Origin of the sequence: Caballeronia ptereochthonis, assembly GCF_001545075.1 — a bacterium.
Classification (GTDB): domain Bacteria; phylum Pseudomonadota; class Gammaproteobacteria; order Burkholderiales; family Burkholderiaceae; genus Caballeronia; species Caballeronia ptereochthonis.
The window spans coordinates 116364-141729 of sequence record NZ_FCOB02000023.1; the positions used below are offsets into that span (position 1 = coordinate 116364).

The 25366-nt window shown below is 59.9% G+C and carries 18 protein-coding genes and 1 pseudogene; 7 read left to right on the plus strand and 12 right to left on the minus strand.

The features are described 5' to 3' along the window. Window positions 1-22 precede the first annotated feature (22 nt). From AWB83_RS23760 to AWB83_RS36200, 8 genes are all read right to left on the minus strand, one after another. The gene (locus tag AWB83_RS23760) at window positions 23-1936 is read right to left on the minus strand and encodes an ATP-dependent helicase (protein ID WP_087048069.1); all 1914 of its coding nucleotides are present in this window, start codon (window positions 1934-1936) and stop codon (window positions 23-25) included. Continuing rightward, on the minus strand, window positions 1936-3663 hold the full coding sequence (locus AWB83_RS23765) for an ATP-dependent nuclease (protein WP_143750097.1): 1728 nt from the start codon (window positions 3661-3663) through the stop codon (window positions 1936-1938). The genes AWB83_RS23760 and AWB83_RS23765 overlap by 1 nt, the downstream gene beginning before the upstream one ends. Next, entirely contained in the window at window positions 3663-7055 is a 3393-nt protein-coding gene (locus AWB83_RS23770) for an Eco57I restriction-modification methylase domain-containing protein (protein ID WP_087048071.1), read from the minus strand. The genes AWB83_RS23765 and AWB83_RS23770 overlap by 1 nt, the downstream gene beginning before the upstream one ends. Before the next feature lie 71 nt (window positions 7056-7126). Further along, window positions 7127-10588, minus strand: a complete 3462-nt coding sequence (brxC, locus tag AWB83_RS23775) for a BREX system P-loop protein BrxC (RefSeq protein WP_087048072.1) — start codon at window positions 10586-10588, stop codon at window positions 7127-7129. Window positions 10589-10621: 33 nt separating this feature from the next. Further along, on the minus strand, window positions 10622-11185 hold the full coding sequence (locus AWB83_RS23780; RefSeq protein WP_059567307.1) for a BREX protein BrxB domain-containing protein: 564 nt from the start codon (window positions 11183-11185) through the stop codon (window positions 10622-10624). Further along, entirely contained in the window at window positions 11175-11897 is a 723-nt protein-coding gene (locus tag AWB83_RS23785; RefSeq protein WP_087048073.1) for a hypothetical protein, read from the minus strand. The genes AWB83_RS23780 and AWB83_RS23785 overlap by 11 nt, the downstream gene beginning before the upstream one ends. 70 nt (window positions 11898-11967) lie before the next feature. Continuing rightward, entirely contained in the window at window positions 11968-12180 is a 213-nt protein-coding gene (locus AWB83_RS23790; RefSeq protein WP_087048074.1) for a hypothetical protein, read from the minus strand. Between the two features lie 130 nt (window positions 12181-12310). Further along, window positions 12311-12814, minus strand: coding sequence for a hypothetical protein (locus AWB83_RS36200; protein ID WP_159463075.1), 504 nt, complete (start codon window positions 12812-12814; stop codon window positions 12311-12313). Between the two features lie 752 nt (window positions 12815-13566). On the opposite strand from AWB83_RS36200, the gene AWB83_RS23805 reads away from it, so the two are divergent. After that, on the plus strand, window positions 13567-13974 hold the full coding sequence (locus AWB83_RS23805; protein WP_087048077.1) for a hypothetical protein: 408 nt from the start codon (window positions 13567-13569) through the stop codon (window positions 13972-13974). Window positions 13975-14226: 252 nt separating this feature from the next. Here the strand turns inward: AWB83_RS23805 and AWB83_RS23815 are convergent, their stop codons facing one another. Then, on the minus strand, window positions 14227-14613 hold the full coding sequence (locus AWB83_RS23815; RefSeq protein ID WP_087048078.1) for a DUF488 domain-containing protein: 387 nt from the start codon (window positions 14611-14613) through the stop codon (window positions 14227-14229). A gap of 196 nt (window positions 14614-14809) precedes the next feature. Between AWB83_RS23815 and AWB83_RS23820 the strand changes: the two genes are divergently transcribed. Then, the gene (locus AWB83_RS23820) at window positions 14810-16192 is read left to right on the plus strand and encodes an MFS transporter (protein WP_087048079.1); all 1383 of its coding nucleotides are present in this window, start codon (window positions 14810-14812) and stop codon (window positions 16190-16192) included. 15 nt (window positions 16193-16207) lie between these two features. Here AWB83_RS23820 and dbpA read toward each other — a convergent pair whose 3' ends face one another. Together dbpA and AWB83_RS23830 are read right to left on the minus strand one after the other, a co-directional pair. Next, a complete protein-coding gene (dbpA, locus tag AWB83_RS23825) occupies window positions 16208-17590 on the minus strand; it encodes an ATP-dependent RNA helicase DbpA (protein ID WP_087048080.1) in 1383 nt (460 codons plus the stop codon). 4 nt (window positions 17591-17594) lie between these two features. Next, window positions 17595-17789 carry a hypothetical protein gene (locus AWB83_RS23830; protein WP_087048081.1) on the minus strand — a complete coding sequence of 65 codons (195 nt, stop codon included), beginning with the start codon at window positions 17787-17789 and terminating at the stop codon, window positions 17595-17597. 231 nt (window positions 17790-18020) lie between these two features. Between AWB83_RS23830 and AWB83_RS23835 the strand changes: the two genes are divergently transcribed. The 4 genes and pseudogenes from AWB83_RS23835 (at window position 18021) to AWB83_RS23850 (ending at window position 21488) form a co-directional block, all read left to right on the plus strand. Next, window positions 18021-18437: a helix-turn-helix transcriptional regulator gene (locus tag AWB83_RS23835; RefSeq protein ID WP_244197857.1), complete on the plus strand. Its 417-nt coding sequence runs from the start codon at window positions 18021-18023 to the stop codon at window positions 18435-18437. Window positions 18438-18713: 276 nt separating this feature from the next. Then, window positions 18714-19529 (plus strand): annotated as a pseudogene (locus tag AWB83_RS23840) (IS5 family transposase). A gap of 254 nt (window positions 19530-19783) precedes the next feature. Beyond that, the gene (locus AWB83_RS23845) at window positions 19784-20179 is read left to right on the plus strand and encodes an alkaline phosphatase family protein (protein ID WP_087048082.1); all 396 of its coding nucleotides are present in this window, start codon (window positions 19784-19786) and stop codon (window positions 20177-20179) included. A 562-nt stretch (window positions 20180-20741) separates the two neighbouring features. After that, on the plus strand, window positions 20742-21488 hold the full coding sequence (locus tag AWB83_RS23850; RefSeq protein ID WP_143750100.1) for a hypothetical protein: 747 nt from the start codon (window positions 20742-20744) through the stop codon (window positions 21486-21488). A gap of 344 nt (window positions 21489-21832) precedes the next feature. On the opposite strand, the gene AWB83_RS36535 is transcribed toward AWB83_RS23850, so the two are convergent. Further along, entirely contained in the window at window positions 21833-22165 is a 333-nt protein-coding gene (locus AWB83_RS36535) for a hypothetical protein (protein ID WP_159463076.1), read from the minus strand. Window positions 22166-22403: 238 nt separating this feature from the next. On the opposite strand from AWB83_RS36535, the gene AWB83_RS23855 reads away from it, so the two are divergent. Beyond that, complete coding sequence (locus tag AWB83_RS23855; protein WP_087048084.1) at window positions 22404-25295, plus strand: CHAT domain-containing protein; 2892 nt, start codon at window positions 22404-22406, stop codon at window positions 25293-25295. The last annotated feature ends 71 nt before the right edge of the window (window positions 25296-25366 follow it).

Here is a 25366-nt window from a genome sequence, read left to right on the forward strand (position 1 = left end):
CAGTTCAGTGAGTCTTGTTCTCTCAAACTTCGCCCCCTGACGCCAACACGCCCATCTCGAAAAGAAACCGAGACGGCGCCTTGCGCCATCCGTTGTACCTTTCACCGTAACTCATGGTCAGCGTTTCTATCGTTCGAGTAATCGCAACAAAGCAATTGCGGCGCTCTTCCTGCATCTCCCTACTATCGTCTCCCGATTTCTTGCTTTGGAAGGACGGCAACTGGTCTTCGGACATGCCGACCAGATAAACATGCAGAAACTCCAGTCCTTTTGAGCTGTGAATAGTCAGGCAGCGCACTGAGTTTGAGGGTGCCTCTGGGGTCTTGTTCGCCAGCGCAAGCTCTTGTAGGAACTGTCCCAATGACAGAGAGTAAGCTTCATCCTCGCCGCCAATCTCACGAATGATGTTTTGCCAAACATTTCGCTCCGTTGTGTACTCGGCGTACTGCTCGTCTACTCCGTCTCGGCCAGCGCTTTCGACGGCGTCGAAGTACGCTAGAGTCTCCTGGATGAATTCGGCATATCGTCCCTGAACCAGCACGGAGACAGCGTCTTGAAGCTCTTTAGCCACGGCGGGACTGTCAGCTACTAGCGCGCCAAGCGCCTCTAATTGGTCCCCGTTGAGTGCGGCGGAAAATCCAGCGAGGTCCTCTTCACTGGAGTCTTGCTCCACGCAGTCGGACAGAGCCTTGGTTACCATCGAGGCCAAATCGTCGTCGGACCGTACCAACGCCAGTTTCAGCGCCGACATTACGAACCGCATCGGCGCACTCTCGAACTGGGACTTCCGTCGTTGGATATGGCTCGGCACTGACAGCGCCTCCAGCGCCCTTTGGACCCGCTCCAAGAGCTTGGTTGCGCGCGCCAGGACAACAATATCGGCAGGACGTGCGCCGTTCTTCAGCCGAGCAGCCACGCACTCAGCAATACCCTCTGCCTCCTTTTGGTCGTCTTCAAACGACAGAAGCTGGATAGGGTTCGTGCCAGAGCCAACCTTCATCGAGAGCAACGGTTTTTTGTCCGGCGACCGCTCACCGTTGTGGACGATAAGTGCATTCGCGAGCGCCACCACTTCTGGGGGACACCTGTAGTTTTCCGGAAGCTGAATGGTGGTCAAGTTGTAGTGCTGCTCGAGCTCCTTCACACGGGCCGGACTCGCACCGTTCCACTGATATATGGTCTGGTCGTCGTCGCCGACGATGAAGACGTTGGCGTCCCTGTCGGGAACCAAGACCCGAAGTACCCGGTACTGTGCTGCATTTGTGTCCTGAAACTCGTCCACACAGACGAACCGATACACTGTCCGAAGCTGCTTGCTAATGCGAGGCCGTTCGCGAAGCAACTCCTCGCAGAAATACAAGATGGACCCGTAGTCCAAGCAATTCTGTTGCTTTAGCAACTCTTTGTAGCGAACGAACAGCGTTTGAAGCTGCTGGCCCGCCTCTGTATCCTTCAGCAAGGATGGAACTTGGGCGTCAGGGGTCACGTTCCGGAGAAGAAAGTCGATGGCAGTCAACGCCTTGTCTGCCGAAACAAACTTGGTGAGTTCATCCGACCTCTCTGCCAGCACCGACCTTAGAAGCCCAACACGCTCAGACTCATCAAGAATCTCGAAGTCGGGGCTCAATCCAAAGTGGCTACCATGCTGCCGCAAGATGTCGGTAGCAAACGAGTGAAATGTGGTCAACAGGACCCGGTCCTTCGCATTTGGGACGAGCGTCAGCAGGCGCTCGCGCATTTCTGCGGCAGCTTTCCTGGTAAACGTCAAACACAGAATCCGAAATGAGTCGTCTTGGCTCTGCTCAACGAGACGTGCGACTCGGGCGGTCAACGTCGCTGTCTTTCCTGAACCCGGGCCTGCTAGGACCAACAAAGGCCCCGAATCCCACTGAGCGGCGGTGAGCTGACTGGCATTGAGCTTCTTCAAGTAGTCCATCACGACCTCCCGGCGAGAGCAATCGCCTTTATGACGGCGCTTCGCAGTGCCTTGGGCACCGATAGAGCACCACGCTGGCGCATCGCCTCGACTACAGCGTATGCAGCACTCGGTTTGTCAGGGATGCATTTGATGATTTGGTCAGCGTACGCTGGGTCGCCCGGTGCAACAGTCAGCTTCGCCGCCTTCTTCGCAGGTACTGCGATGGCCTCATAAACGTCTAGGAACCCATTCGCGGCCAAATAAGGCTCGATGGACGCTGCACCGGCAAGAACCGAAATGTATCGCCACGGCCGCTTGGGAGTCTCGGGAATCCGGTCATCTGCCTTCTTCGCGTCGCTGGCACCCTGGGCGTCGGCATCGGTCAAGCAATGCCACGAAATTCCCAAGGCATTGGCCGCATCTAGGAAGTAGTCGATGTCGCCCAAGCGGTACTCAACACATCTGACGCCAGCCTGCTCGAGGTCTAGGCCGAGCACCTGAGCCACACCGGAGAACAGGATGGCTTCGGTTTCACCTTCTCCAAGCAACCAGCAACGGGCGAAGAACAACTCGCCACGGGTGCGGCGAACCAGGAAATCAAACTTCCTTTGGTCACGCGGGTCCAGTGCTCCCGGAGCGATGGCACCAACCTTCACTTGTCCCCGCGACTTGTAGATTCTCCGAATTGCCGTCAGGTCCACCTCCGACAGGAGGTCGCCTGAGTGCGTAGCAATCAGTTTCTGGCCGTCGATGTCTTGAATAGTCTTCCAGAGCGCCCTGACGGCGTTCGGGTGCAGATGGGCTTCTGGTTCCTCCAGCGCGACGATGGGCTTCGATTCCTTGGCGCCTTGCTTTCTGGCCAGCTCTGATTTGAGAAAGGCATCGAACAGCATCAGAACGGTCAGGCTCTGGGTACCTTCTCCATGACGCCCAATGGGTAATCGTGCGCCTGTAGCCGACGCAATGCTCACTTGGGTGCGGTTCAGCATATCAAACACCCGTGCAGGAACTGCATCGACACTGACGACGTCTTGTCCACCGAGAGCCACCAGCTCTTGCACCTTAGCCAGATGGTCGCGGACGCCTTTGAACGTTCCATGAGCTTCGATGATTTGTGCGTTGATGTCCTCAAGCTGCGTCTCGATGGCAGTCTTCGTCGCCTCGTCAATCTGCGAGTTCTTGACGAAGGGCGACCAAAACTGCGACGTGCGAGAAAACTCCTTGCCAGCATCACGCAAAGCCGAGAGGTAGAACAAAGGCCGAAGCTGCTGCAAGCCTGTCAGACGACCGCGACTCTTCGCTGGCAACGGGTTTCCAACGGCATCGAGGAACTCAAATGTGGTCTCGATTTCCTGGGTGACTGGAGAGTACTGGGCGCTGACACGCAGTTGGACACGACTTCGGTCATCGGGTGGCACAAGAACTATCACCCCGCCGTCCCCGCCGAGCCGCTGCTCGACTTCGTCTGGCCACTCACCGGCTTGCGCTTCTTCGAAAGTCAGCGTGATAACGATAGGCGGTGCGGTGGTGGGGTCTGCAGCCCGGCTATCGAAATGCAGGTCGAACTCCTCGAACGGAGAAGTACGTCCGGAGGACCGCAGCGCAGACAGGCACGCACGCAAGGCATGAAGCACGGTGGTCTTGCCACAGTTGTTCTCGCCCACTAGAACAGTCGTCGGACCCAGCGAAAGCTCAAGTGCCTTGATGCCCCGGTAGTGTTCAATCTTCAGGCTGGTGAGCAGCATCACTTCTCCCCGATAGCGGCTTTCTTCTCCGCCACCGTCAAATGATGGTCATTAATGCGCTCGCCCTTGAACACCGGGTACCACGGTGCACTTTCTACGTCCTTCCCGCGGTCCTTTTCCCACGAAATGTTGAGCTTGGGCTTCTTGTTGTGGCGCAGGACCTCGGCAGTCATAAAAGGGCGAATGTTCAGGCGCACGCCGTCGTTGAGGTCGGGGTTCCAGCCAATGGGCTGTTCGGAGAGCTTCTTCCAGCGCACGAAAATGTCGTAGGGTCGCTCGCCTTCGAGGATGAGCTCCAAGCGCCGCTTCAAGTCTTGGGCAGCGGCCAGGCGCGTCTGGGCACCGTCCACGCCATCGCGCACGCTGGCCTCCTGTTGGCGAATCCAATCTCCCAGGTAGGTGTGGATGAGACGCTCCAAGTTTTTGGCGTCGAGCTGGTGGTAGTTCACCAGCGCAGCGAAGCCGTCCTTCAGGCCGTCCCATACATGCCAGATAAAGGGGCGGTGATGGAAGCGCCTGGCATGTTGCTCGAAGAACTTGTCGCGCAGCCAGACGTCGAGGCTTTTGCCGGCGCAGTCAGCATCGGCCAGCAGTTTGTCGAGCACGGCGGGTTTCCAACTGCCGGGCTCCACGGCCTCCCAAGCGTCAATCATCAGGTTGAGTACGCGCTCATATGCCGGCGGTTCACCGCGCACCGACGGCAGGCAGACAATGCCGTCGTCGTCGTTGTGTTCGGCCAGCTTTTCGCAACGGGCAATCCATGCGTGTGCCTCGCCGGACAGTTCCATCGATGCATCGGTCTCGGCGGGCCAGCAGTAGCCCACCAAGCGGGCGACTGCCACTTGCAATGGGTCAACGGCAGGCCGAGGATGACCGTGGAATACCCATTGAGTGGGGTCGTCAGAATACGGCTTGGGCAGGCCATCGGGATAGCGCTGGGCAGCGACTCGCTCCCAGTGAGCTAGGTCGAAGGGAACTTTGACCAGCGTCGCGTTAGTAACGTTGATTTTTTGGTCGATTTTCCTGACTGCGGCGTGGTATTCGGGGGACGTACAGAAGCTCCAAACTGCGGGGAGGTGTTTGGGCTCTCTTGGGACAAGGGTCGCGCTATTCATGTCCCAAGGGCTGCCAGCGTTGAGTGTTGACGGGAGTTCTCGCATTTGGCGAACAGCGACACCTGAAGAACTCCACGCACTTTGACCCTGTATACGCGCTGCCGATGAGCGAGCCAGTGACCCAGCCCCACTCTCCCACAAAAAAATCTGCTCCCGACCTACAAAGGGCGCCGTTTCATCGCCAGTCGACTGCAAGCTCATCCATGCCCCGCCCCATGCCCCGTGCTCCCAGAAACATTGAATGTATCTTGGGTTATCGCCTGTTGTAATGCCTTGAAAAGACTGGGCATAGCGTTCGAGCAATGGCAATTCTGATGATTCGCCGAGCGTTATCCGAGCGTCCGGATTTTCCAACTGAACTTTTTGGCTAACCGCCAGCAATTTGCCTTCACGCAATAGTGACGCTTTCTCTCGTCCCGATTTGGGCTCACTGGCATCCAGACCGCACAAATGAAAGCTTCCCGAGGCCTGAATGCGAGTCTGGGTGAGGAGAATGATGAACGCCCCAGCCGCCTGCGAGCTGTCGAAACCGCCTTCACCGAGCCGGGCAAGAAGATTCCACTGCAAACGACTTAGAAGTGATTCGCGCTGTTTCTTGTAGCTGGTGAGGAACAGCCAGTTCTGCGGCATCACGATTTGCACCACGCCCGCGCCTTGGCCTTGGCTGTCCTCAGGCTCTCGCGCTAATTCCAGACATCGCTCTAGGAATACATTGGCCAAGTCGTTCTTGGCCTCGGGGTAATGCGTGTCGCAGTAGTTCTTCAGTATGTCGTGCTGCTTACCCCGCGCTAGGTAGGGCACGTTGGTTACCACGAGGTCGTAACGCCCATTCAGAAGCCGGGCGGCGTCCAGCAGTCCGCGGGCGGTCAGCACCAGGTCCCACGTGTCGTCCTGCAACTCGCTCGCTTGCCCCAATAGAGTCGCAGGGCGTTCCGTGGCCAGTGCGCGTTCGAGCAGCTCACGCAACGTGTCAAAGCTCGACGTAGCGAGGTCATCCTTCAGGGTGCGCGCCGGGTCCAGCAGGCTCCCAAGCAGTGGGGCCTGTGCAAAGCTAGCGTGCAGCAGGCGCAGTTCCTGCCTCAGATAGGCACCGTTGGGTGCGTCGTCCGGCACCAAAGCCATCCAGTCCTCGGGCTTTGCAGCCACTTTCAGGCCACAGCAGGCTATCTTTGGTGCAGGCATTTCCGGGCGCACACCAAGTGGGTAGCCATTTTTGCCCGGGAAGCGCCACGCTGCCAGCGCCAGCGCAAACACTGCAATTTCCACGCAACGGGCATCTAGCTCCAAGCCGTGCAGGTTATTGGCCAGCACAGCGTCCACCGCGGCCGTCGCGCTTAGGCCCTCAGCTTCCATGCGCATGGGTACCAGCATCAGAAAGGCTGCTACTAGGAAGTGGCCCGAGCCGCAGCAGGGGTCAAGCAGCTCGAAATCTTGAAGGCAGTCGGGCCAGCCCTCGAACTTGCCGGCGGCCGGCGTTCCGTCGTCCAGCATGCGCATGTAGGTCAGTGGCACGGGGCACGACTTGCCGGGGTGTCGAGTCACCCACCAGGCGCCGAGCGAATTGTGGAGCAGGAAGTCCACCATGTAGGGTTCGGTAAAGAGCTGAGTGACGGCGGGTAGCTCGTCGGCGCCAATCTTCACCTCGGACTTGTTGATGGCTTCCTTGCGTTGGGCCTGCCAAAACTGATAGACCCAGCCCAAGCTGTCGCTAGCCTTGAAGACTTCGTTGGGCAGCGTGGCCAGCAGGCGCTCCATCTCGCGCTGGTGTTCGGGCGCGAAGGTCACCTCGAACACGGGGCTATGAGACTTGAATACCTGAGGCAGCATACGAGCGGCCAGCTTGCCCGCCAGTTCCCACTTGCTCCTGGCGCCCAGATTCATCGCTGGGTCACTCTCCTGTGTCAGCGCGTCGCAATCATCAAGCGACACCGCAGCACCTGGCTCCCATAAAAGCAAGCCATTTTCAGCGAGAAAGCGGGCGAACAACATGCGATGCCAGTGCTCATAGGCCACCTCCCACACCAAGTGTTGGACGCCTTGGCTATCGTCACTGGCCTTTACATCACCCAGTGCACGGCCGTGAGCACGCAGGCGTCGGCGCAGAGCCCTGAACTCGTCGGACAGATAGTCAGGCGCCTTGGCTTCCGCCACGGCCATTTGGGCGAGCGCCGCACTTGCACCTTTTTCCGCCGCTTCCCTGGCTGCCTTGACGGTGTTTTCCAGCTGAGTACGTAGCGGTTTAGGCAGCGGTTGATTGTTGATGTTGTGTGTCAACATGACTTTGATGTCTTATCTGCGACGAGACGTGGGTGCTTGAAGAATTGGCTACCCATCCCATAGGTTATATGTCAGAGAGCCACTGGCCCTTGCTTGAGTTTTTCTGCCAACAGAGCCTCGACCTCCACCAACCATGTCTTCAGTTCGGCCTCGTCATTCAAGGTCCGGCGTGGAATAGTCACGTGCACTACGTTAGGCTTGAGCAATTGCACGGCAGCCTGGCGAGCGGCCTCAAAGCGGCTCGTCAGCGCCTGGGTTCTTGTCACCCAATGGTCGAGGTCGCATTCGTCGAGCGCATCCTGCAACTGGTCGGGCGTGCCCAGAGCAATCATAGTCGGCGTATTTAAATGATGGGCCTGAGTCAATTCGCTGCGCTGTGCATCCGTGAGCTTTGCCCAATCGGCGTCGGCCTGCAATTGCGCCTGCTGCTGCGCGAAAACATGCTCAAACGCATTGAGCTTCGCCCCAAGCGCCTGGCGCAGCAGGTCTACAGCCTTGTCGAGCAGCGGGCGCACCGGGTCGGGCTCGGCCAGCAGGCTGCGCTGGGTCTCGATTGCATCCGTCTCGGCCTTCAGTTCCGCGTAGGGGCCAAGGCCTTTGGCATGGTGCAACAGTTCGGTCAGCTGATGCCAGACAGGTAGGCGCTTGGCAATAGCGTCAGCTGTTTGAACCCAGGACTTGAACTGACCGACGATTTCATCAAAACCCTCAAAGAGGGCCAGTAGCTGCGCGTTGCCCGTTTGGCCTTCGATGGTTTCGATGAACGCTGGCTTGGGCGTCTGCGGCGCGGGCGCGGAGCCGCCCGCTTTGGCAGCCTGCTCACGGAGTCTGGCCAATAGCGCGGACACCTTAGCCAACTCATCCTTCGGCTGGCATGGCACGCCCACCGTACTGAACAACGACCGAATCTTGATGAGTTGTGGCGGCGTAATATTGACGCTTTCGCGCTGGAAAGTGGTTTGCGTCAGCTTGGCACGGTCAAGGCTTTTTGCATCGACAGCCTTGGACGATGCATCCGTCGCTTTGATATGACCAGCGGCCAGTAATGCGTACAGGGCACCGTCAATGGCATCACGCGGCCAGCCATACGGTGGCGCATCAAAGTTATCGCGAATCTCGGCCCCCTTCTTGCCGGGGCCAATGTAGGCAAGCAACTTCTGGCAGACCGGGTGCTTGTCAGCTTCCTGACTGTGCCCCACGGCCTTCAGTGCTTCCAGATTACCTTTCCGAGCCTCGTCCAGCACCTTGCTCCACTGGTCGTGGTCGGCCGCATCGAACTGGCTGTACAGGCGAATCGCAGAAGCTTTGGCTGCGCGATTGATGCGGTCAGCAAGGTCATTGCCGTCCTGCGCTTCCTGTCCACCGGCCTGGAACACGCGCACTCCACCGAAGAGCTGGTCCAGCAGCTCACTTAGCTCCTTCTCCGCGGTACGTTGACGGCTCTCCATTGAGCGTTGCGCGTCGCGTCCCTCTTCGGTAGCGGGACTGCCCTTCTTCTGCAGCGTCGTGCGCGCAGCTTCCAGCGCCACAATGGCGTTTGCGAGTTCGGTTTTGTGCTGCGCGTGCAGGAACGCGAACAAAGTAGGGTTGTCTGCCGACTTTGCCCGTGCCTCAGCGATGACAGACTTCTCCTCGGCTTGCCAGCCATCCTGTATCCACAGATAGAGGTTCTGGGCATGGTCCTTGGGCAGCGTGTCGTCATAGGTGGGCGTGAGGCGACGCTCAACGTTGTCTTTACCCTGCACAACGCGCACCTTCTTTAGCACCTCACCAAAACGCTCCTTCAATAACGTTGAACGCTTTTGCTCTACGCGCTGCGGCGCTGCTTTCAGTTCAGCCTCCTGGGCACGAAACTCGTCATACCAGGCGCTGGATTCCCGGGTCTGCAGCCGGTATTCGGTGCCACTGCTGCCCACCAGTGCCATGACAAGACGGTCCTTGTTCTGGAGTTCGTCCAGCAGAGCGGGCAATTTCTTGCGCAACTCTGCGGAGCCGGCCGCGAGGTCGGTTACCAGCAGGTCAGCCAACACGTCTTCGGTTGCCTTGAGGCCGATGTCCAGAGCCGCATCGGCCGGAAGCTTGTTGATGAGATAGACGAGCTTGAGCAGCCTCGCCTTGAGCTGGCTGTCGGCATCGCCGGCGGCGAAGCGCTGGACGTTCTCGAACACCTCCTTCGGCAACTGAGCGGTGGAAACCAGGTTCGCGGCAATCTGGTCGTAGAGGAAGTCGCCGGAAACCACGTGACCCAGAGGTGCATCGGCAGATGCGAGCACAGCCTCGTGCACCACGCGCAATTGACTACGCAGTTGCGACACCGTACCGGTAGTATCGATGGTTCGGAGAACACGTTCCCAAAAGCGGCGACGCACCGGCAGCAGCGGGTAGTCCGAGGTCATGACGTCCTCGTCGTCAGTGACGTACTCAAGCTTCGTGCCGCGCAGGTGCCGTGAAATCTCACCAAGGTTGGCACGCCAGACGCTCTCCACCTCCGGCTGCGCAGTCGGCTTTTTGGCCAAAATGATTTGGCGGGTGACGTTCTCGACGTCCCAGTCGCCGAGCATCACCTGCACCGGGAAACGGCCCATCAACCGCTGTAGATTGGGCATGCTGGAGAGTGCAGACTGACCAGTACCGACGAAGAGAAGCTTGCCGTTGAAGTGCTTGGACAGGGTTTCGGTAACCTCCTGGACCTGGAAAGCCTTTTCGGCGTCGGTGCCGATGTATTGCTGCACCTCGTCCAGAACAACCAGCGTCAGCGGGAACTTGCCCTCGACAGACAGCGCGTCGGCAATCGCGGCGGTCATCTGCTCGCTGGTAACGTCAGTGACCTGAGGGAACTGTTCCTTGAGAAGCTTGCGGGCATCGGCTTCGGTGTGCGCGAGGTCAGGCCGGGCTTTGAGCAGTGCCTTGGCCAGGTGGCCGGACACGTACATGTGTGGCAGCTCCTGAGCCAGCGAGCGACCCGCCGCCTGGAGTTCTGCCTCGACGGTCGGCAATACGCCCTCGCGCTGCATCCACAAAACAAGCTGAGCTTGGTTGTATTGCTCGGGTAGCCCCTTGGATTTGAATACGACGCCAAGCAGAGCCAGTCGTACTTTGTCGCCAGCTCCGGCGCCGAGCTTGCCGGCTGCAGCGTGCAAGCTGCCGTAGCGCTTTCCTTGTGTACTAAGCTCTTTTAGTTGGTCGAACACACCAGTGGGCAAACTGGCGAGACTGCGAGCCGTGGCACCATCGGCGAACTGGTAGTCTGTCCAGAGCGTGCGCAGCATCTTCGCGAGATGCGATTTGCCGCTACCATAAAAACCAGAAATCCAGACGCCCGGCTGTTCGGTGCCAGCATCCAGATTGAGCAGAAATTTGTCGAGGATGGTCTCAAGACCCTTCTCATACTGACCGTCACAGACGAAGGTCTCCAGCTCGTAACGCAGGATGGCCTGAGCAGCATCAGAATGGTCTTCAGAAACCTCCGCAACACCGTTATTAACGAGGCGATTTTCCTTCGGAGGCTTGTTGTAAATTTCCCGGTTCAGCATGGCGGTCCTTAATCTTGTTCTGGGTATCAGGTATCAGTCTTGAGCGAGCAACGGTACCGCGAGGTAATTCCAGCCATCGCGGGCATCCAGTAGGCGATACGTGTGGTTTTCGGGGTGGTACTCACCGGGGAAGAACACCAAAAGCCGTCCCTCAACGGCTTCCTTGATGCCTTCAACCACTGATGAAACTCGCGCCAAACCGAAAAGCGTGCCCACTCCCAGCAATGCCACGACAGTATCGGGGCCGGCTTCGCTGCTAATGCGGCCTTTCAGCTTGGCGTTGAGGTCGGCCACGAATTCGGTGAGTTCGCCAGCCTGATAGCCGGCTAAGTCTTCGGGAGCTTCGAAGTAAGCATCGCGGTATTCCTGCGCCGCCATCCATTCAGGGAAGGCATTCGTCACATCCAGCAATAACCATTGCTTACCTGCTTGCTGAGAAGCAAGTTCAAATTCGCCGACGTTGGCGCGCAGGCGCAGTTCGTCTGCCTTATCGTAGACGGCGAAGATGACGCGCTGGATGGCCGCGAGCCCTGCCTGCCAGGGCACGGTCAGGTGTTGGCGGTAGGCGGACACCAGCTTGGCAACCTTAGATGACATGCGAAACCTCCTGGCGAACCCGTTCTTCTTCGGGGGTGAGGTAACCCGGGAAGCGCACTTCCTTCACGCCGCCTGCGTTCATGAAAACGAGCAGCCCGCGATGAGATGCTGCGCTGACGAGCGCTTCCAGTTCATCCTGCGCTGTCCCGAACAAGGCCATCCACTCGGATGAGAAGAGCCGCTGGCCTGTACGACCTTCGAGATAACCCAAAAACAGCAGCAGCGCGACGGATTCGGGATGAAATTTCGGCACGACGCGTATCTTCCTGGCCTTGCCCTGCAGGTAGCCCGCTGCGGTCCAGGTTCCGCCAATGCGCTGCGCAAAGGCCTTCAGTGATTCTGGACTGAAGTGGCTGGGGTCTTTAGCATCAATGAGACTCTCGACAGCCTCGCGGCCGACCACTCCGCCTAGGGGCTGCGCCAAAACGAATGTCTGGGTGGCTCGTAGCAACGGGTCGCGTGCTAACGCGACTGCGAGGGCCTGCAGCGGCTGTGCATCGTCGTTCAGCGGCCATAGACGACGCATCGCACGAAAAATTGGGTTACTGGCGTCCAGCGCATACAGTGCCGCCAGATGCCGGAATGCGAGCTCGCGCGCCTTGCGAGTAGGCTTGCCCAGCACATTGGCATCCACCACAGCCGCGGCGTAATCTGAGCGCGTGGCTTGCGGCAAGGTGTGCGACATCAACAGGCGCAGGTCATCCAGCATCATGGTCCGAGCAGCGTGTGGGCCATTGATACCAAATCGAAACCCCAATCGAGACAGAAGAGACTCGCGCGACTCAATCACGTTGCGACTCTCTCACTGTAGCGTTGGGCAGCGTACCTTCTGGAACACCATCAAGCGGATAGCCCTGCATACGGCAGTAAGCAACGACCATCACTTCCACCATGTTTGCCAGACTACGCATCTCCCGCTCGGCAGCCGACTGCAGTGCACCCTTGATGTGCGGCTCCACCCTGACACTGACCACTTGGGATTTAATTACGGCCATCGCGCCCTCTTGCTAGTGGAATGCTAGCGATATGCTAGCGATTTGCATCCTAGCACGCGAAACCCGCAGAGATGTGGTCGTATGCGACAAAATCTGCTCGAGAAAAGCCCGCACGAAGGCGGGCAGAGAATCAGGACACGATGCGACGCCAGGCCTCCTCGCGCAGCAGGGCGAAGAAGCGCTCCTCCTCTTCGGCTTCGGTCAACCGAAATGTCAGGGTCTGCGCACCCTTGAAGATTGTGATGACCAGCCGGTGTACATCCAGCATACCGCCCCATCCAGACAGCCGAAGCTGACCGAGCGCGCCGTCCGCATTGCATATTTTGATGAAATGACGCTCCCATTCGGCCGACAGCTGCTCACCCGGCGGCAGAATCCATCTACCATCGGCGTCTTGTCCGATGTCGCCCGGTCCTCGAGGCATCCCTGTCCATGGGTCGAATGCCCAGACTCGCATCGGATACCGTTCACGCCAGGCGGCAGCCGTGTCCGGCACCGGACCACGCTCCCCCGAGAGCGGGCAGAAAAGCATTTTCGTTGTTTGCACCTTAACCCCCGTTTTTCCTTCCAGGAACGACTCCTGTATTCGGGTATAAGCACAAATAGGGCGGATGATTACCGTCAACAGCGGCAATTTTGCGCAATTAACCAAGCTGTGTGAATTTAACGGCATATCGCCAAAAGCGGGAAAGCTCCCTATGCTTGTTTAGATTGTTCGGCGGTAAATTTCTATCACGTATCTATATAGCTCGTACCGACGCGATGGGAGACGCTTCGAAGCCCCCCCAAAGCTCCTTCAAAGCATATATATGAATATTATCTGTAGCCCCCAATCTAAACTGCCGACCTATTTCTGGGTTATCGATATGCAAATGACGCTGCGCGTCCTATACTGCAGCGCAATCATGCTCCGCCTGCGGCGCTGGCTGCCAGGAGAGAAGCTGGAACGCAGAGTCGTGACATCGCAGCTCGTTGGCCAGCAAACGAAAATTAAAAAGCGGGGCAGCAGCGAGAGATATTCGCCAGCCACCCCGAAAGCCAAGTACCTGAGGAAATGCAAGCAGAGAGTTGCTTGCAGTTGAGTATAGCCAACGAGGGCATGCATGATTAACGTTCACCAATCAGCCTCCGTGACCCGAGTAGGCATAGTGCAGATTCACTCAGGATGGCGACGGCAATAGGCGTAGCGGATTGCAGCAACGGTGGCGACATCTTTACGATGTCGGAGAACACGTGTCTGCCATATGACTCTACTCTAACGTCGGAGAGCTCGCCTACCTTACACATTTTCCACGCCTGTTTTTGCACATAGCCCAAGCGTGCACTCCGACCTCTCTGCGATTCGCCCGTATACTTGCGGTTTAGCAAAACAACAGCTTACAAACTATGAGCGAGCAGACCACTCCGCCGACGCTGCGACTCGTATCGAGCAATGCTGACGCGAGCACCCCAGTACAAGACCGCCAGGCGCTGTACAGCTTCCTGAAGGCGAAGATGCCGTGCGGCAACACTATCGAAGACGTGTGCGACTACGATTTCTGCGTGCGAGCGGGCATGAAGACGTATCGCGAGATGCTGGCGCATCAAGAATATCTGCGTGCGCACGGCCTGAACGTCCGCCGCGATGAGTGCGACTCTATCGTCACGATTGAAGATGCTGGCGTATTCACGCGGGCTTTTCCGCACCTTGCTCATGTCGTGCCTATCCTGAAGCGCTGCGGGGGCGTGATTGTCGGAACCGGCGGCGCGGCTGCGGGTTCGACGCATACCGCACAGCTCAGCTTGGTCAAATGAGCTGTGCACATTCATGTGCAATGCCATTGCACATGGGCTCAAAACCTCATATCATGTGCAAGACGTGTGCAATTTTTAGACGCATAACTATTTGATTCTTAAGTTTTTGTGTAATCGAGTTTGAAAACTACGGACTCTTAATCCGTAGGTCGAGTGTTCGAGTCACTCACGCCCCACCAATGAATTCAAAGGGCTGCGCATTGCGCAGCCCTTTTTCATTTCCGAGTTGCCCGCTACGTGCAACTCCAAGCCTCAAACCACCTCCGCCCCACGCGCCTTCAGCAACTCGCGCAACACGGAGCGATGACACCGCGCCTCATTCTCGCAATAACACCCGACCGACATATTGGTCTGGTGCGACAACGCGGCTAATAGATCCAACGTCCTGCTCGCATCCGGCGCCGCCATCTCCGCCTTGAACTTCTTCACGAACGCAAGCCATTCCTTGTCGTTTTCAGCGTGAAGCGCCTGCGTCACCAGTTCCTGCGTCGGCGACAAAACCGGATACCACACGTCATAAAAATCGCGCTTCGCGAACTCCGACTTCGGCACCCCACGCGGCGGGCGCCTCACCGTACCTATCCGCAGTCCTTCATCCGCCGCGCGCGGCGTCCCCAGCCTCACGATTCGAATCGCCATCGATGGTCTCCGTGGTTCGTCATCGGCACAGCATAAGCGTCGACGATAACGATTTGAAAGCTCCCAGACGCCTGCCCAGCGAAACCCCACATCTTCCCGTATCGTGTCGGATTATTCTCCTTCCGCTTAATCCGGAATCACTGCCGTGCCATCCGAAGAACGCCCCGACACCTCCCCCCGCACCGCCGACGCCCCGATGACCCCGCTCGAGCGCCGCGGCATGGCGGCTATCCTGCTGTCAGTCGCGCTCGCGACGCTCGACACAGCCATCGCCAACACCGCGCTGCCGGCCATCGGGGCCGACCTGCATACGACGCCCGCCGCCTCGGTCTGGATCATCAACGCATATCAGCTCGCGATGGTCGCGACGCTCCTGCCCTTCGCGGCGCTCGGCGGCATTCTCGGGCATCGGCGCGTGTATCTCGCCGGGCTCGTCGTGTTCCTGGTGGCGTCCGCGGCTTGCGCGTTCTCGTGGTCGCTGCCGACGCTCGTCGCCGCGCGCCTGCTGCAAGGCCTCGGCGCGAGCGCGATCATGAGCGTCAACGCCGCGCTCATCAGCGCGATCTTTCCGCCGCATCGGCTGGGACGCGGCGTCGGGCTGAATGCGCTCGTCGTCGGCATCGCGTTCGCGGTGGGACCGACGGTCGCGTCGATCGTGCTTTCGCTCGGCACGTGGCCGTGGCTCTTCGCGGTCAACCTGCCGGTCGGCGTGTTCGCGCTGTGCATCGCGTGGCCGTCGCTGCCGCAGACCAAGCGCGCCGGACATGGCTTCGATCGCATCGCGGCGTTGCTCAACGTCGTCACGTTCGCCTCGCTGATCTTCGCGCTCGGCGAAGCGGCACAGCGCGCGCCTGCACGGACCGTGATCGGGGCCTTCGGCGTCGCACTGATCGCGGGCCTTCTGCTGCTGCGCCGTGAACGCGGCCATCCCGCGCCGATGCTGCCCGTCGATCTCTTTCGCCGCCCGATGTTCGCGCTCTCGACGATGACCGCCATCTGCTCGTTCGCCGCGCAAGGGCTCGCGTTCGTGTCGCTGCCGTTTTTCTTCGAGAGCGTGCTGGGCCGCAGTCAGGTCGAGACCGGATTCCTGATGACGCCGTGGTCCGCGCTCGTCGCGTTGATGGCGCCGATCGCGGGACGCCTGTCCGACCGCCATGCGCCGGGCTTCCTGGGCGGCGTCGGGCTCGCGATTCTGTGCGCGGGGATGGTGTCGCTCGCGTTGCTGCCGGCGCAGCCGCACGCGCTGGATATTTGCATCCGCATGGCGATCTGCGGCGCGGGGTTCGGGTTCTTCCAGTCGCCGAACCTGAAGGCGTTCATGTCGAGCGCGCCGCGCGAACGGAGCGGCGGCGCGAGCGGCACGATCGCGACATCGCGCCTGATCGGGCAGGCCACGGGCGCCGCGCTCGTCGCGCTGTGTTTCAGCATTGCGGGAAAGCATGGTCCGGCGCTCGCGTTGTCGCTTGGCGCCGCGTTCGCGGGCGCGGGCAGTATCGCGAGCGGCTTGCGGCTGGTTACGCGAAATCCGTCGAAAGCGGCATCGGAGGGCATTGCCGGGGAGCCGCCTCAAAAAGCCTGAGGCGCGCCGCCGGGCTCACATCCGTCGCACTTTGACCTTGCGGCCCTTCAACTTTCCCGCGCTCAGCCTGCGCACGGCGTCATCGGCGATGTTCCGTTCCACGGCCACATAAGTGACCAGGTCCATCACGTTGATCTTGCCGATCTGCTTGCCGTCGAAGCCCGCTTCGCCGGTGAGCGCGCCGAGCACGTCGCCGGGACGGATCTTCTCCTTGCGGCCGCCGAGGATCTGCAGCGTCGCCATCGGCGGCTTCAGGTGGCCCGGCTCCGCCGAAGTCAGTTCCGCGAGCGGATGCCATTCCACTTCCGCGCGCTGCGCCTCTTCGATCGCGCCGACGCGCCCCATCTCGTCCATGCTCGCGAGCGACAGCGCCCAGCCCTCCTCGCCCGCACGCCCCGTCCGACCGATGCGATGCACATGCACTTCCGGATCCGGCGTCACGTCGACGTTGATCACCGCTTCCAGCTGCGCGATGTCGAGCCCGCGTGCGGCTACGTCGGTCGCGACGAGCACCGAGCAACTGCGGTTGGCGAACTGCACGAGCACCTGATCGCGCTCGCGCTGCTCCAATTCGCCGTGCAGCGTCAGCGCTTCGAAGCCCTGGGCGCGCAGCACATCGAGCAGATCGCGGCATTGCTGCTTGGTGTTGCAGAACGCGAGCGTGCTCACCGGGCGATAGTGGTCGAGCAACAGGCCGACCGCGTGCAGCCGCTCGTGATCCTCGACCTGATAGAAGCGCTGCTTGATCTTCGCGTTGCTGTGCTGCTCGGTGAGCTTGATCTCGCGTGGATTGTGCAGGAACTGCTGGCTCAGTTTCGCGATGCCTTCCGGATACGTCGCCGAGAACAGCAAGGTCTGGCGATCCTTCGGACACTTGCGCGCGACCGCTGCGATGTCGTCGAAGAAGCCCATGTCGAGCATGCGGTCCGCTTCGTCGAGGACGAGCGTGCGCACCGCTTCGAGCGTGAGCGTGCCGCGCTCCAGATGATCCATGATGCGCCCGGGCGTCCCCACGACGATATGCGCGCCATGCTCGAGGCTCGCGACCTGCGGACGCATCGGCGTGCCGCCGCACAGCGTCAGCACCTTCACGTTGTCCTCGGCGCGCGCGAGCCGGCGAATTTCCTGCGTGACCTGATCGGCGAGCTCGCGCGTCGGGCAGAGCACGAGGGCTTGCACGTCGTATTGCCTTGCCTCGAGTCTGGCGAGCAGCGGCAGGGTGAAGGCGGCTGTCTTGCCGCTGCCGGTCTTCGCCTGCGCGATGAGATCGTGGCCCGCGAGCGCGTGCGGCAGACTCGCGGCCTGGATCGGCGTCATCGACTGATAGCCGAGCTGCTGCAAGTTCGACTGCATCGCGGGCGAGAGCGGCAGGCTGCTGAAGGAAGTGTCGGTCGTCATGGTGTCAGTGCTGGCCGCGCGGCGGGATGTCGGTGATCTGCTCGTAGGTGGTCGCGCCATCGGCGGCGACGTGGCGCGTCACGTAGTTGCGCGCGCCGCACATCGGACAGCGGAACAGCAGGCCCTGGCCCTCGTTCTTGATGACGACATCCGATAGCTCCCATTGTGCGCCGCAGGACTGGTTTCGACAGGTGAACATGTGATGGTTCTCTTGCTTGCATCGCGCGCGCGGTCGCCGCGCGTTTGATCGGTTCAAAGGCGAGAGTGTACGCGCGTCTCGTGTCGGCACGGTCCGCGCAAGTCCGCAAGAAATGCTAAAGCGGGTCGTGCTACTTTTCTTGCGTCGAATTTACTTTTCCGAGGCGGGCGATGGGCGAGATCTATCAGGCGCGGCTCGCGCGCGTGGTCGCGTATATCCACGATCATCTCGATGACGAACTGGACCTCAATCGGCTCGGTGGCTTGTTTATCGCCATATCACTGGCATCGGATTTATCACGGGTTTTATGGCGAGACGGCGGCGGCCACCGTCAGGCGGCTGCGCTTGCATCGGACGGTGAATGCGCTCGTGCATGGGTCCGTGCCGATCGATTCGATTGCGGAGCGGGCCGGATATAGCAGTGTGCAGGCGTTTTCGCGGGTGTTTCAGGCGAGTTACCGGATGGCGCCGGCGCAGTTCAGGAACGAAGGCGGCGCGGCGATGTGGGGTGCTTCGGCTCGTTCTGATTCTTCGGATTCGATTCAATCAGGAGGTGCGGCTATGCATCAGGTGGATATTCGTGCTCAGGGGCCGTTCACGGTCGCGGCGATGGAGCATCGCGGATCCAATTCTGCACGTGGTTGGTGACCGGTGGAACATACGACTCAGTCCAGCGGAAAATGCCGACGTCTGCGGGCTCGGACGTCTGTTAGCGCGTGCGGCCACCCTGGAAGGTTAACCAGCTTTTAGAAGCTGCTCCTGTTATAAGGACCGTCAGGCGCGATTCTCATCGTGGCGCGAGGACTGTTCCTCACAACGACGCCGGATAGATTTGTGCAAGCCATCCACTCATCAAGATCGCTGTTGCAAAAACGGGGGTGACCATAGATTAACCTTGATCGACATAACAACAGGATCGAGGAGATGGGCAAACCAATCATCGACGACGAACTGTGGGCACTGATCGAGCCACTGCTACCACCAGCGAAGCCACGCCGCTTCCAGTATCCGGGCCGCAAGCCGGTACCGGATCGAGCTGCGCTGACCGGCATTTTGTTCGTGCTGAAGACCGGTATTCGGTGGCGAGATCTGCCAGCGGAGATGGGATGCGGCTCTGGCGTCAGTTGCTGGCGCAGGCTACGCGATTGGCAGCAAGCCGGCATGTGGGATCGCCTGCACGCACTGCTGCTGGCGAAACTGCGAGCGGCCGAGAAGATCGATTTCTCCCGCATCGTCGTCGACTCATCGTCGATTCGTGCGGTTGGGGCGGGCGAAAAACTGGCCCGAACCCCACCGATCGAGCGCGACCCGGTTCCAAACACCACGTCGCCACCGACGCCAACGGCACGTCGATCGCGGCAATCCTGACCGGCGCCAATCGTCACGACGTCACCCAACTGATCCCATTGATCGAGGCGATCGTGCCGATTGGCGGCATGCGCGGCCGGCCCCTCAGTCGTCCTGGCCGTGTCTACGCCGACCGTGGTTACGATCATGACAAGTACCGACGCATCCTTCACGCGCGTAACATCCCCACCAGCATCGCACGGCGAGGTCACCCACACGGTAGCGGCCTTGCAAAAGTCCGTTGGGTCGTCGAACGTACACATGCCTGGTTGCATAACTTCCGCCGTCTACGTATTCGCTTTGAACGTCGCGCGGACATTCACGAAGCATTCCAAACTCGGCTGTTGCTTGATCTGCTGGAACACTCTTCTGCGAGATCAACAGCCTTTATGAAACCGCTTCTAAGAGCAGACGCTTGAAAGGATCCGAGAGACGGAAGGGCGAAAGGGGGTCACAGTTCCCTGTGTCGTGCGGAGGTTTGCTACTCAGATGATTGCACCGTAACCCTACTGTCGCACGTGCTGAATCGACACTACAAGCACCGTGCCTATCCGATCCCCCGTAAAGCACGACATAGGCGAGATGTTGAATTCGCGATACTCGTCGACCCCAAGCGTCTGTGACTTCCTGCCGGACCCGCTGAAGCCATGCTTGCGCGCGAGCAGTTGATTTACGACGTCTATCAGGCGGTTGCTAGGGGGCTGAGCGGGGACCAGACGCTCCTGATCGTCATCTACGATGAACATGGCGGATGCTACGACCACGTGGGTGCGCCCGCGAACGCGGTGCCTGCGAACTCGCTTGCGGGCGAGTCCGGGTTCGACTTCAGACGCTTTGGCGTGTGTGTACCGACCCTGCTGATCTCGCCGTGGATCGACGCCGGTACCAAGTTTCGCGTGCCTGATGGCACAACGCCGTTCGACCACACCAGCATCCTGAAGACGTCGCAGATCTTATGGAACATGCCGGCACTGACCGCTCCGCGACGCGGGTGCCCCGGATGTCAGCGGCGTCTTCACGCGCACGACGCCCGGCGCGGATGATCCGCTGGCCGGCGTGACGGTACCGACACGGGTACGGCCTATCCGGGCGGCGATGCCATGCCGAACTCTTATCGCAGTTGCCGTCGTCGACGACGCCGGGCATACGCACGCTCAAATGCCTGCCATGAAGACGAGTCAGGAATGCGCGCAATACATCCGGACCCGAACGGGAGAGTGGAAAGCACAGCGGCAGCGCGAAAGCGGCAACGCCGCAAACCCGCCGTCCGTAGATCCTATCGAGCCATGGCCGCATTCGTCGTAGGGTTGCGGCCGAGTTCTGGCTGTCGAACGTCTGCGACATGGCCAAATAAGGGGGTCGTCCTTTTCGTGCGCACGAAATGGCGACTCTGAAAAGATTCAGAAGATCAAGGTTTTGCGATGAGGTGGGCCGCGCGAAATCCCAAGTGCGGGAGTTTTGCTGCAGGTGGTACGGCTCCCTCGAACGGCCACCCATGCACGACAAGTACGATCATCTCGAGCCAGCTTTTCGAAGAAAAGTCGAGCAGCAGACAATCATGTTGTCTATTCTCAGAAGACAGCGGTCAGGTCGCGGAGGTAGGCGGTGAAACGCGAAGAACATCCTGTTTGGGCCGTGTATGACGGTTTGCGCAAAGCTCGCCTCAACGTCAAGTACTACTGCCATCTCTTAGGCTGGGCAGAACGGAAGGCTCACGCCATGGAAATTGTCTTGGCGGTCACAGCCCCGACTTCGGCGTTCACAGGACTGATTCTCTTCAAGAGCGACGTAGGAAAGATTACGTGGCAATGCATCGCCGCTGTGTCCGGGCTTGCTGCGGTCGCACGCCCATGGATGACGAAGAGAATCAAGGAATATGAGGCTACGATTTCAGCGTATCGGTCTCTGGAATCCGACTTCGAAGCGATTAGACAGAAGGTGCAGATACGGGGAAAGTATGACGGCGATAGGCAAAAAGAGTTCCTCGCCGCTTTGGAGCGGGCGAGACATGCCAACGACGCTGCCCCGAAAACATCCGAAAAAAGAACACTCATTCGCATGTACACCTCAGAAGTTAACAGCGAGCTGCCGCCAGACATTTTCTTTATCCCGACGGAACAAGAAGAGCTTCCGAAAACAAAAGCCGATGTCATCGAAACGCGCGCACGCGCGACAGGAGACGGCCAGCCAGCGGACGAAGGTGTATCGGAGGCGCGAGCCGACGGCGCGGAGCCGCCCCGCGACGGGGGAAAAGTACACGTCCGAAAGCCGGAGTTGCGAACCGACGGACCGAAGGCGCGCGGTGGTAGACGGGGGGCGCCACCTGCCACAGACAAAGAGGATGGTGGCTAAGAGCCTCCAGCATTTCGAGGGCGCGTAGAAATCGTAGTTTATTCCGGAGACTGACATGCACAAATGTTGCGAGACCTTTCACGACCCAGACGACTATCCACCGGTGCCACCAAAGGATCCGAGCCCGGACGGAGTCGAGCCCGATAATCCGTGGCCGCGTAAGCCTAGCGCTTTCACGGTGCCAACGATGGTCGTCGCGGCCTGCCGGATAGCTGTCCACTCTAAGGTCGTTCAATATCACAGCCAGGAAAGTCAGTCGCTCATCGATCGGTACAGATAAAACGCCTGTTCTGCGCTGGGTTCCTTCTTAAAATGCCACGAAAGCGATTTTTCTAAACGAGCATTCATTTTAAAGATAAATTGGGAAATAGCATTGACTGACGGTCGCTCGGATCGGGATGGCTTGCGCGTCCCATGTTTCCCCCGTACGCGTGCGGAGCAATGTCAATGATAGTCAAGAAACGCAGCAAAGGCATTCTCGTATTGCTGCCGGCGCTACTGTGCTCCTCGACGTTCTCTAGAGCTGAACCCGTACCGGAAGGCGTGACAGCAACGCGAAAGGTGGACTCGCCGCTCCCGTCGAGCGTTGCGCATGCTCCGCCGGCGACGGGTGCAAGCAGCGCGCTGACAGACACGGACGAGCGTAATTTGCCCCCGCCTTCGGGCACGTCTTCCACGCGTAGCCTCGTTCCGAGTAGCCCTCATCCGACCGTCGATCCTACGCAACCGTGGCCGCGATCCGGGGCCGCGGCCGATCACAAGTAGGCTTTTGTCCGGTGGCGATGGGGTAACCCGCAGTCATGAGCGCTGTACCGCGTTCGCGGCTTGAATCCCTGTTTTTCTGCTGCTTCAATAAAAACGTTGGCGGGCGGCTGACGATCGGCTTACCTCAATCGATCGCATGGGAGCAGGGGTATGGGGATGCGATACCATCGGCTGGTCCTTCTGATTTCGCTGATCCCGCTGATGCTGGCAGTGATGTCGTGCGCGTCGGACGGATCGTCGCAGGCGTTCCGAACCGGCAGTTCTCCCATTTCGCCAGCAGCCCGGACTCCTGAACAACAGGCGGTGCAGGACCACGAACAGGTAGTGCGACGTCAACTGAGCGATACGACAGACGGTAACGCGCGCTTTGCGTTGCTGGATCGACTGGCGTCGGATTACTTCCGTGCGGGGATGGTGTCCGATTCGATGCGGGTGCGTGAGGATATCGTCGATGACTCGCGCATTCCGGCAGGCAGGCGCTCACTCGCGGCTGCCTCGCTAGCTGAGGCGTATGCGGAAGGCTTCGACTACGCACGCAGCGAGCGCCTGCTTGACCGCGCCCGGACGCTTGCGGGCGAAACAACGCCGGCTGAGCTCGAATCTTTGCCGCGCGAACCGTCCTATGCGTACTTCTCGGCTGAAGCGGAGATCGACCGTCGCTATCTGAACCGGCATGACCTCGGGCTACTCAAGCGACGGGAGATTGAGGAGCTTGCCTGGCACAACATCAACGACCCGGCGCTCAGCGTCAAACGGCACCAGGCCGCGGTCAACGAACTGCTCGGCAACTCTCCCGAACTGGTCCGCGTGTTGGTCCAGAACAATCGCCGAACGGAAGCGCTGAGCTACGCAAACGAGATACGGTGGGATATCGACAATCGATCCGACCTGTCGCCGAGTCCTATTCAGCGCGCGGCGGTTGAACTAGGACGGTCGATGGCGCTTGCATCGAACGACGACTACGATGGCGCGATGTCGGCCGTCGATGTCGCGATCAAGGGCTTTCAAAAAGCGAAACTCGCTCCGTACTCGGGGTACATTGGGGATGCACTGCGTCTCCGTCTGATGTTTGCGCTTGCGATGGGACGAATTGGTGACTATCAAGCGGACGCGGACGCCTGGGAATACGGGGCAAGGATCAATCCCGTGGTGGCGCACACCATATCAGAGGACGAACGTGAGTCCTTGGTACTTGCCGCACACGGAAACTGGCAGGAGGCGCAAAGGCGGATTGCGGCAGTGATGGCCGATAATCTGGTCAGGCGAGGCCCCGAGAGCCCGTTTTACAAGTACCAGGCTGCGATGCACATGCTTTACCGGCTCGAAGATCCTGCCGCCCACGTTGGCGAAACCGAAATTGCCGGCTACGTCAAACCGCTCGTAGGCACGCAGGACGACTATGACGACTCGGGTACGCGAGGTGCGTACGACGAGGACGGAGCCTTGGCCCTTTCGATGAGTCGCGCCATGAACGAGGGTGGGCAGGGGCAAGTCCTCGCGTTTCAGATCGCCGAGCTTTTCCATATGAACGCCACTCAAGGCGCGATGGCCGATGGTGCCGCGCGCTTGGCGGCCGCGACGCCTGGACTACGTGCACTCATCGAGCAGGAGCAGTCGTTACGCCATGAGCAGAACACCGCACACGGTGCACTCGTAAGGGCAACGAACTGGTTCTCGGCAGCGCAACGCTTGGGCGGCACTCAAGCGCAGCAAAATCTGGCGAGTGCCAATGTCGAACACGAAGAAAAGGTCATTAAGGCGACAGACGAGAAGCTCGTCAGCCTGCGCAAGCAGATCGCCTCGCAATTTCCCCTTTATCGGCAACTCGTGTCGCCCGAAATTCCGACGCCCGGCGCCCTCGCCAAAGTCCTGCGTGCAGGCGAGGTCTATGTGGATTTCTACGCGGGGCGCGATGCGAGCTACGCGTTCGTGGTGCGCCCGGGAGGCAACTTTCAAGCGGTCCGGCTCGCGACGACACGCGCCGCGCTGATGAGGCAGGTCGTCGCGTTGCGCGCCGGCTTCGATGCAGGTATACCGCCACAGCGTCCTGGGGACTTGGCAGGATTCGATCTGGGCGCGGCGGCAGACCTGTTCCAGCAATTGATCGCACCCGTGCAGGACGACATTCGCGGGGCCACGACCGTGTACATCGGGACTAGCGGTGTGCTCGCGAGCATTCCCTTCGACGTGCTTGTGACCAGGCCAGCGACGAGCCTGGAGGATGCCGACTGGTGGATCGGCACCACCATGCCGGTGCGCATACCTAACGCGTCCGCACTGGTACTCGCGCGCAGTCATCCGGCGGCTCATGCGAGCGAACCGCTGATCGCTTTCGCCGATCCGAGTTTCGACGGCCGAGCTTCGGCAAGCGACGTGGGTCCGGGCGCGCGCGTCGTCGCGCGCGCCTTTCCCGTTGACACCGGCGCGCCTGCGTTTGACTACCATCTCGTCGTGCCGTTGCCCGAAACGATGGCTGAGGCACGCTCTATCGCCACGACGCTTGGTGCCTCTGATCAAAGCGTGCTTCGGGGGAAGCAGGCCTCGCGTAGCGAAGCGATGAAGCGCGACTTGTCGAACCATCGCGTTGTGTTGTTTGCGACTCACGGGATCGTGGCGGGTGAGGTGCCGGGGTGGCGCAAGTCTGGGCTCGCGCTGGCCTATGAGGGACGCGGGCTATCCGATTCGGTTCTTACAGCGGACGATATTGTGACATTGCGCCTGAACGCCGACTGGGTCATTCTGTCCGCGTGCAACACGGGATTCGTCACCGGCGCCGCGGGTGATGCCGTATCGGAGTTGTCGCGTGCTTTTTTTGCTGCGGGCGCGCGCTCGATGCTCGTCACGCAGTGGGCAGTCGAATCGCGCTCGGCGACGGAGGTCACGACCGGCCTATTTCGGACCTATGCCGACGACCCGTCGCTGTCGAAATCCGAAGCTCTGGCGCGCACGGAGCGGGACATGGCCAGCGGCAAAGATGGGGGCCTTTATCGTCACCCGTATTTTTGGGGCGCATATGTTCTGGTCGGAGATTCGGCCCGCTAGTGTGGTGAGTTATAAGTTCGTTACATTAATTGTTCGTGCGGTCCCGGATAACGAAATGCTGTCTGAATAGG

Excerpts from the sequence above, each read along its gene's own strand:
- AWB83_RS23770 (WP_087048071.1), bottom strand. The coding sequence starts at position 7,055 with ATGTTGACACACAACATCAACAATCAACCGCTGCCTAAACCGCTACGT.
- AWB83_RS23835 (WP_244197857.1), top strand. The coding sequence starts at position 18,021 with ATGACGAACTGGACCTCAATCGGCTCGGTGGCTTGTTTATCGCCATAT.
- AWB83_RS23845 (WP_087048082.1), top strand. The coding sequence starts at position 19,784 with ATGCTTGCGCGCGAGCAGTTGATTTACGACGTCTATCAGGCGGTTGCT.
- brxC (WP_087048072.1), bottom strand. The coding sequence starts at position 10,588 with ATGCTGAACCGGGAAATTTACAACAAGCCTCCGAAGGAAAATCGCCTC.
- AWB83_RS23815 (WP_087048078.1), bottom strand. The coding sequence starts at position 14,613 with ATGGCGATTCGAATCGTGAGGCTGGGGACGCCGCGCGCGGCGGATGAA.
- AWB83_RS23855 (WP_087048084.1), top strand. The coding sequence starts at position 22,404 with ATGGGGATGCGATACCATCGGCTGGTCCTTCTGATTTCGCTGATCCCG.
- AWB83_RS23765 (WP_143750097.1), bottom strand. The coding sequence starts at position 3,663 with ATGCTGCTCACCAGCCTGAAGATTGAACACTACCGGGGCATCAAGGCA.
- AWB83_RS23790 (WP_087048074.1), bottom strand. The coding sequence starts at position 12,180 with ATGGCCGTAATTAAATCCCAAGTGGTCAGTGTCAGGGTGGAGCCGCAC.
- AWB83_RS23760 (WP_087048069.1), bottom strand. The coding sequence starts at position 1,936 with ATGGACTACTTGAAGAAGCTCAATGCCAGTCAGCTCACCGCCGCTCAG.
- AWB83_RS23785 (WP_087048073.1), bottom strand. The coding sequence starts at position 11,897 with ATGATGCTGGATGACCTGCGCCTGTTGATGTCGCACACCTTGCCGCAA.
- dbpA (WP_087048080.1), bottom strand. The coding sequence starts at position 17,590 with ATGACGACCGACACTTCCTTCAGCAGCCTGCCGCTCTCGCCCGCGATG.
- AWB83_RS23820 (WP_087048079.1), top strand. The coding sequence starts at position 14,810 with ATGACCCCGCTCGAGCGCCGCGGCATGGCGGCTATCCTGCTGTCAGTC.
- AWB83_RS23805 (WP_087048077.1), top strand. The coding sequence starts at position 13,567 with ATGAGCGAGCAGACCACTCCGCCGACGCTGCGACTCGTATCGAGCAAT.
- AWB83_RS23780 (WP_059567307.1), bottom strand. The coding sequence starts at position 11,185 with ATGTCATCTAAGGTTGCCAAGCTGGTGTCCGCCTACCGCCAACACCTG.
- AWB83_RS23830 (WP_087048081.1), bottom strand. The coding sequence starts at position 17,789 with ATGTTCACCTGTCGAAACCAGTCCTGCGGCGCACAATGGGAGCTATCG.